Here is a 6522-nt window from a genome sequence, read left to right on the forward strand (position 1 = left end):
CTGATGGTGCCGGTGCTGGCTGCCTATACCGCCTATTCGCTGGCGGACAAACCGGCGCTTGGCCCGGGCTTTGCGGCGGGACTGGCCGCCAACATGATTGGCTCCGGTTTCCTCGGCGGCGTGGTCGGCGGTCTTATCGCCGGTTACCTGATGCGCTGGGTCAAGCAGCATGTGCGCCTTAGCCCCAACTTCAACGGCTTTCTCACCTTTTACCTCTATCCGGTGATCGGCACCCTGGTAGCAGGCAGCCTGATGCTGTTTGTCATCGGCCAGCCGGTAGCCTGGCTCAACAACAGCCTCACCGAGTGGCTCAATGGCCTCTCCGGCACCAATGCGCTGGTCCTGGGCGCCCTGCTCGGTTTTATGTGCTCGTTTGACCTGGGTGGCCCGGTCAACAAGGCGGCCTACGCTTTCTGCCTCGGCGCCATGGCCAACGGCGTCTACGGCCCCTACGCCATCTTCGGCGCGGTCAAGATGGTATCGGCCTTTACCGTGACCTTCTCCACCCTGCTGGCGCCACGCCTGTTCCAGACCTTCGAGATCGAGACCGGCAAGTCCACCTGGCTGCTGGGGCTGGCGGGGATCACCGAGGGCGCCATTCCGATGGCCATCGAAGATCCGATCCGGGTGATCGGCTCCTTCCTCGCAGGCTCGGTGGTCACCGGCGCCATGGTAGGAGCCATGGGGATTGGTCTCTCCACCCCGGGAGCCGGCATCTTCTCCCTGTTCCTGCTCCACGATGGCGGCCACGGCGCCCTGATGGCTGCCGCCGTCTGGCTCGGTGCGGCGCTGGTGGGCACCCTTATCTCCACTGTGGTGCTGATCGGCTGGCGCCGTCACGCCATGCAGCGCGGCACCTATCAGGTGGTCGCCGCAGAGTAAGGCTCATCTTCACCACCACTGTTTCAACAGACTATTTTTCCGCACGGCAGGCAAGGGCCGCCGTGCGCCAGCAAAGGATCATTGTCATGACAGTTTCACGAGTTCACATCACGCCGCACATGCACTGGGATCGGGAGTGGTACTTTACCACCGAGGAGTCCCGCATCCTGCTGGTCAACAACATGGCTGAGATCCTGGCGCGTCTTGAATCCGACCCCGACTACAAGTTCTATGTGCTGGACGGCCAGACTGCGGTGCTGGAGGATTACTTCGCCATCCAGCCCGAGAACAAGGCCCGGGTGAAGGCGCTGGTGGAAGCGGGCAAGCTCATCATCGGCCCCTGGTACACCCAGACCGACACCATGCAGGTGAGCGGCGAGTCCATCCTGCGCAACCTGCTCTACGGGATGCGCGACTGCCTTAGCCTTGGCGAGCCGATGAAGATCGGTTACCTGCCCGACTCGTTCGGCATGTCCTCCCAACTGCCCCACATCTTCAACGGCTTCGGGATTGATCGGGCCATGTTCTGGCGCGGCTGCTCCGAGCGTCACGGTACCGACAAGACCGAGTTCCTCTGGCAGAGCAACGATGGCAGCGAGGTGACCGCCCAGGTACTGCCGCTCGGCTACGCCATCGGCAAGTACCTGCCGGAAGATGAGGCGGGCCTGCGCAAGCGGCTCGAATCCTACTTCGAGGTGCTGGAGAAGGCCTCGGTGACCAAGGATATCCTGCTGCCCAACGGCCACGACCAGATGCCACTGCAACAGAACATCTTCGCCATCATCGACAAGCTGCGGGAAATCTACCCCCAGCGTGAATTCCACATGAGCCGCTTCGAGCAGGTCTTCGAGCGCATCGAGGCGTGCCGCGACCAACTGGCCACCCTCAAGGGGGAGTTCAACGACGGCAAATACATGCGGGTACACCGCACTATCTCCTCCACCCGGATGGACATCAAGCTGGCCCACGCCGCCATCGAGAACAAGATCGTCAACATCCTCGAACCGCTGGCGAGCATCGCCTGGGCACTCGGCTTCGAGTACCACCATGGGCTGTTGGAGAAGATGTGGAAGGAGATCATGAAGAACCACGCCCATGACAGCATCGGCTGCTGCTGCAGTGACAAGGTGCATCAGGAGGTGATGACCCGCTTCATTCTGGCCGACGACATGGCCGAGAACCTGATTCGCTTCTACATGCGCAAGATTGTCGACAACATGCCGGTGGCGCTCTGTGAAGACGGCGTGCAGGTGGCCGACAAACTCTGCCTGTTCAACCTGATGCCCTTCCCCCGTCAGGAGGTGATCAACACCAGCATCCGCATTCGCGCCCAATCCTTTGCCCTGCGCGATGAAGCGGGCCAGCCGGTCCCCTACTTCATCCGTGCCAGACGCGAGATTGACCCGGGTCTGGTGGACAGACAGATCGTGCACTACGGCAACTACGACCCCTTTATGGAGTACGACATCCAGCTCTGCCATCCGCTGCCGGCCATGGGCTACTGCACTCTCCATATAGAGGGCAATCAGCCGGGAGTGGAGCAACCGGTGACGGCCAGCGGCGAGCTGCTGGAGAACGATTTTTATCGCATCGCCCTCAATGACAACGGCACCCTGCAGATCCTGGATAAACTGCGCGGCACCACCTTTGATCAGGTGCTCACGCTGGAAGAGGGCTCCGATGATGGTGACGAGTATGACTACTCGCCGTCGCGCGAAGAGTGGCTGCGCTACTCCACCGAGTTTGCGGTGACCCGCGAGGTCACCCATGAGGCGTGGCAGAGCATTGCGACCCTCAAACTGCGCATGGCCGTGCCGGCCAACCTCACCGAGCGGGCCAACCGCCAGTGCAACGGCCACCTTGATGTCACCTGTCGCATCACCCTGGCGCATCAGAGCCCGCGTATCGACATCGAGCTGGAGCTCGACAATCAAGCCGATGATCACCGGGTGCGGGTGCTGATCCCCACCCCCTTCCCGAGCGACACCGTGGTATCCGACAACCAGTTTGGCTGCATCACCCGCCCCACCCGCGACAGCGCCATGGCCGACTGGGAAGCTGAGGGGTGGAAAGAGGCCCCCATTCCGGTCTGGCAGCTGATGAACTTCGTCGCCCTGCAAGATGGCAAGCAGGGGCTGGCGGTACTGAGCGATGGTCTGCGCGAATTTGAGGTGATCGGCGAGCAGTGCGACACCCTGGCACTCACCCTGCTGCGCGGGGTCGGCGTACTCGGTAAAGAGGAGCTGCTGCTGCGCCCGGGTCGCCCCTCCGGCATCAAGCTGCCCACCCCGGACTCCCAGGTGCGCGGCAAGCTCAGCTGCCGTTTCAGCCTGCTGGCGTTTGTCGGCGATCACATCAGCGCCAACGTGATGCAGGCGGCGCGCAGCTACCTCACCCCGGTGCGCTGCTACAACAAGATCCCGTTCGATGCCATGAAGCTCAACAAGGCGAGCTTCGCCACCCCGCTCCACTTCACTCTGCTCACCATGGATCCCTCCGGTCCGGTGCTGAGCGCCCTGAAAAAGGCAGAGGATGAAGAGGCGCTGGTGATCCGGGTCTACAACCCGAGCGAGCAGGCTGTGCTGAAGGGTGGCAAAGTGAGCTGCGAACACGCCCTGAGCGACTGGCAAGCGGTGCGGATGGACGAGCAGCCCCTGCCCCTTGAACTGGCCGCTGGCGAGTTTGGCGAGCTGGCGCCGTGCCACTCCCGCAGCGTGCGCTTTCGGGTGGCTCGCGGCTAACCGCCGGTAACACCCACAGCTAGCAACAGGCGGGGAAGAGTCATCCCCTCCCCGCCTGTTTATCCCTTCAAGCTGGCCTGCCCCGCTTGATAAAGACATAAAAAAATCCCCGCCGATTGGCGGGGATTTTTTATTGAGTCCTGCTTCATCCCGCGAGCGGGAGAGCGCACTTAGCTGGCCTTGCGCAGGATCTGCTCAAGGTAGTCGGCGAAGCGGTGACCGTGATGCTCCAGCAGTTTCGGGAACATGGAGATGGAGGTCATGCCCGGGAAGGTGTTGATTTCATTCAGCAGGATCTCCCCCTCCTCAGTCAGGAAGAAGTCGATGCGCGAGAGATGGGTCAGTTTCAGCTGACGGAACGCCTTGAGGGCATACTCGTGGATCGCATCGGCCTGCGCCTGGGTCAGCCCCTCGGCACGCAGTGCCGTCTCGGTATGGCTGGCACTGCTGTACTTCTCTTCATAGGTGTAGAACTTGTCCTGCGGCACGCAGATCTCGCCCGGATAAGTCGCCACCAGCTCGTCACCGTACTGGTAAACCGCCACTTCCAGCTCGCGCGGCTTGACCGCTTTCTCGATCAGAACCTGTTCGGAGTAACCAAAGGCATCGGCAATGCCTTTTACCAGATCCGCTTCGTTGCTGGCCGAGTAGCAGCCAACGGAAGAGCCCTGGGAGGCGGCCTTGATAAAGACCTTGCCCCACTTGGCCAGCGCGGCTTTGGCCTCGGCCAGCGCCGCCTCATTTTGCTCGGTCAGGAACAGGTACGGGGTGTTGGGAATGCCGATGGCGGAGAGCCACAGCTTGGTGCTGATCTTGTTGAAGCAGATCTTGCTCGCCTCGGCATCGCAACCGAGATAAGGCAATCCGGCCAGCTCGAGGAAGGATTGCAGATCGCCGGTCTCACCCGGGTAGCCGTGGATGCAGGGCACCACGTAATCCACCGGACGGGCCACGCTGTCAAACGAAAGCAGCTTGTCGAGCCCCAGCTTGCACTCGCGGCCATCGGCACTGAGCCAGCGATCGGCGAACATCTCGACGCGGGTCACTTCGACACCGGGCAGAAGGCCCAGTTGTTGCTCGAGGAAATTGGCGCTGCGCAGAGAAACTTCGTGCTCTGAGCCACCGCCGCCGCACAGCAGCAAGACATGCATGTTCTTCATTAGATGTGATCCCTTGGGAAAAGCGGCCTCGTCATGACCATTTGATAAGCCAACCACCATAAAAACCGGACGAAGCCAGATACGAACATAAGTGCGCGCCAGTGTAGCAAGGGAGATCAACCCTTGTCAGCTGATGGGAGACCCATGACCCCACTTCTTGCAGTGAAAAGTCTCCCCTGTGTCAAAATCGGGACACATTGCCCCTCAGCGCGGGGGATCGACCCTTCCCATGCCGTTACCATTGACCCGAAACCAGCCGGCAATACTGTAGCGCTCGCGATTGGCAGGCAGTACCTCGTGGGGAAACTCCTCGGAGAGAAACATGACCAGCCGCCCCCCCTTGGGGCTGACATCCATCAGAAACTGCTCCTTGTCGTCATACATGCGCAGCACTCCACCCGCTTCGGGCAGCCAGTCGTTGTTGAGGTAAAACACGGTGGTAAGACGGCGGTTGGAGCGACCGGCAAAGGCATCCCGATGGGTGGCGTAAAAATCCCCGCTGCGATAGCGGGCGAAGTGGGCCTCGTAGTCGAACAATCCCAGCATCAGCATCCGGTTGGCGGCAAGACGCAGGGACTCCATCCGGGCGAGGTAGTCAGCCACCGGCGCACCGAGGGAGGGCTCCAGCCAGTGGATCTGGTCACGGCGAATATCGGGATTGCCCTGGTGCAGGGCGTCACGGCCGATCCCGGCCGGTTGCCATTCGCTTGGCAAACAGGCTTTGAGGGCATCCACCTCGGCGGCGGTCAAAAAATCATCCACTATCACCCATCCCCGGGTGTAAATGGCATCCATGGCAGCTTGATAGTCCAAGATTGGCTCACAATGAGTGGAAAGAGGGCGCTTTGTAGCGACTTACCGGCAAAGTCACAAACCGGTTTGCTTCTCTTGAGAAGTCCCAACATCAATACGCAGTTGCTGCTCGCCTCCCCGCTTTTTATCGCCAGTTGTGATCCCGCTCCGCCAACAGGCGTATTGGCTGTCGAAACTGTGATGGCCCTTGCAATCGGGACGAGGAGGCGCCGTGGCCTCCTTGCGGTGCCAAGAGCCAACCGATACCGTATCCGCATCGCCATGTTGCTGTTCATCCGGCGCTTGTCTCTGTCACCGACCGAACTACTCACGGCACAACCCGCGCATCACCCACGAAAGGATCTTCTTATGCCTCTGCCCGATCTCACTTTGCAACGACTGGATGGCACCCCCTACCCGCTGACTCAACTGGCGGGCAAGGTGGTGCTGGTGGTCAACGTGGCCAGTCGCTGCGGCTTTACCCCCCAATATGAAGGGCTGGAAACGCTCTATCGGGAACTCGGCCCCAAGGGGCTGGTGATTTTGGGCTTCCCCTGCAACCAGTTCGGCAATCAGGAGCCGGGGGATGCGGACGAGATCGCCCGCTTCTGCTCCCTCGACTATCCGGTCACCTTCCCCATCATGGCCAAGTGCGATGTCAACGGTGAGCATGCCCACCCCTTCTACCAGTGGCTCAAGCAACAGAAACCGGGCTTTCTTGGGCTGGAAAACGTCAAATGGAACTTCACCAAGTTCCTGATCGACCGCGATGGCAATGTGGTAGAGCGTTTCGCCCCCCAGGCCAAACCGGAGAGCCTGGCCGAACAGATCCGCGAGATGCTCTGATGCTCCCGCACCGTTTTACGCCACTGCGTTGAACGATTGTATGGCGGCCGGTGCGACAGCTACTGCGCAGCGGCCGCTCTTTTGCTATATTACGGCCCCAC

The 6522-nt window shown here is 61.0% G+C and carries 5 protein-coding genes; 3 read left to right on the plus strand and 2 right to left on the minus strand.

The window, feature by feature from the left end; translation table 11 throughout:
- The coding region (locus AB5Y85_RS06185; RefSeq protein ID WP_368221275.1) for a fructose-specific PTS transporter subunit EIIC at window positions 1-882 on the plus strand (882 nt) is incomplete at its 5' end.
- 86 nt (window positions 883-968) lie between these two features.
- A complete protein-coding gene (mngB, locus tag AB5Y85_RS06190) occupies window positions 969-3623 on the plus strand; it encodes a mannosylglycerate hydrolase (protein ID WP_257687850.1) in 2655 nt (884 codons plus the stop codon).
- A gap of 170 nt (window positions 3624-3793) precedes the next feature.
- Here the strand turns inward: mngB and AB5Y85_RS06195 are convergent, their stop codons facing one another.
- Together AB5Y85_RS06195 and AB5Y85_RS06200 are read right to left on the minus strand one after the other, a co-directional pair.
- Complete coding sequence (locus AB5Y85_RS06195) at window positions 3794-4783, minus strand: D-alanine--D-alanine ligase (RefSeq protein ID WP_058057457.1); 990 nt, start codon at window positions 4781-4783, stop codon at window positions 3794-3796.
- Window positions 4784-4987: 204 nt separating this feature from the next.
- On the minus strand, window positions 4988-5596 hold the full coding sequence (locus tag AB5Y85_RS06200) for a 2OG-Fe(II) oxygenase (RefSeq protein WP_005360026.1): 609 nt from the start codon (window positions 5594-5596) through the stop codon (window positions 4988-4990).
- Between the two features lie 348 nt (window positions 5597-5944).
- On the opposite strand from AB5Y85_RS06200, the gene AB5Y85_RS06205 reads away from it, so the two are divergent.
- Window positions 5945-6421 carry a glutathione peroxidase gene (locus tag AB5Y85_RS06205; RefSeq protein WP_042080383.1) on the plus strand — a complete coding sequence of 159 codons (477 nt, stop codon included), beginning with the start codon at window positions 5945-5947 and terminating at the stop codon, window positions 6419-6421.
- Window positions 6422-6522 lie beyond the last annotated feature (101 nt).

The organism is Aeromonas sp. R3-1 (genome assembly GCF_040908345.1).
Classification (GTDB): domain Bacteria; phylum Pseudomonadota; class Gammaproteobacteria; order Enterobacterales; family Aeromonadaceae; genus Aeromonas; species Aeromonas veronii.

Coding starts and splice junctions, on each gene's coding strand:
- AB5Y85_RS06205 (WP_042080383.1), top strand. CDS start 5,945: ATGCCTCTGCCCGATCTCACTTTGCAACGACTGGATGGCACCCCCTAC.
- AB5Y85_RS06195 (WP_058057457.1), bottom strand. CDS start 4,783: ATGAAGAACATGCATGTCTTGCTGCTGTGCGGCGGCGGTGGCTCAGAG.
- mngB (WP_257687850.1), top strand. CDS start 969: ATGACAGTTTCACGAGTTCACATCACGCCGCACATGCACTGGGATCGG.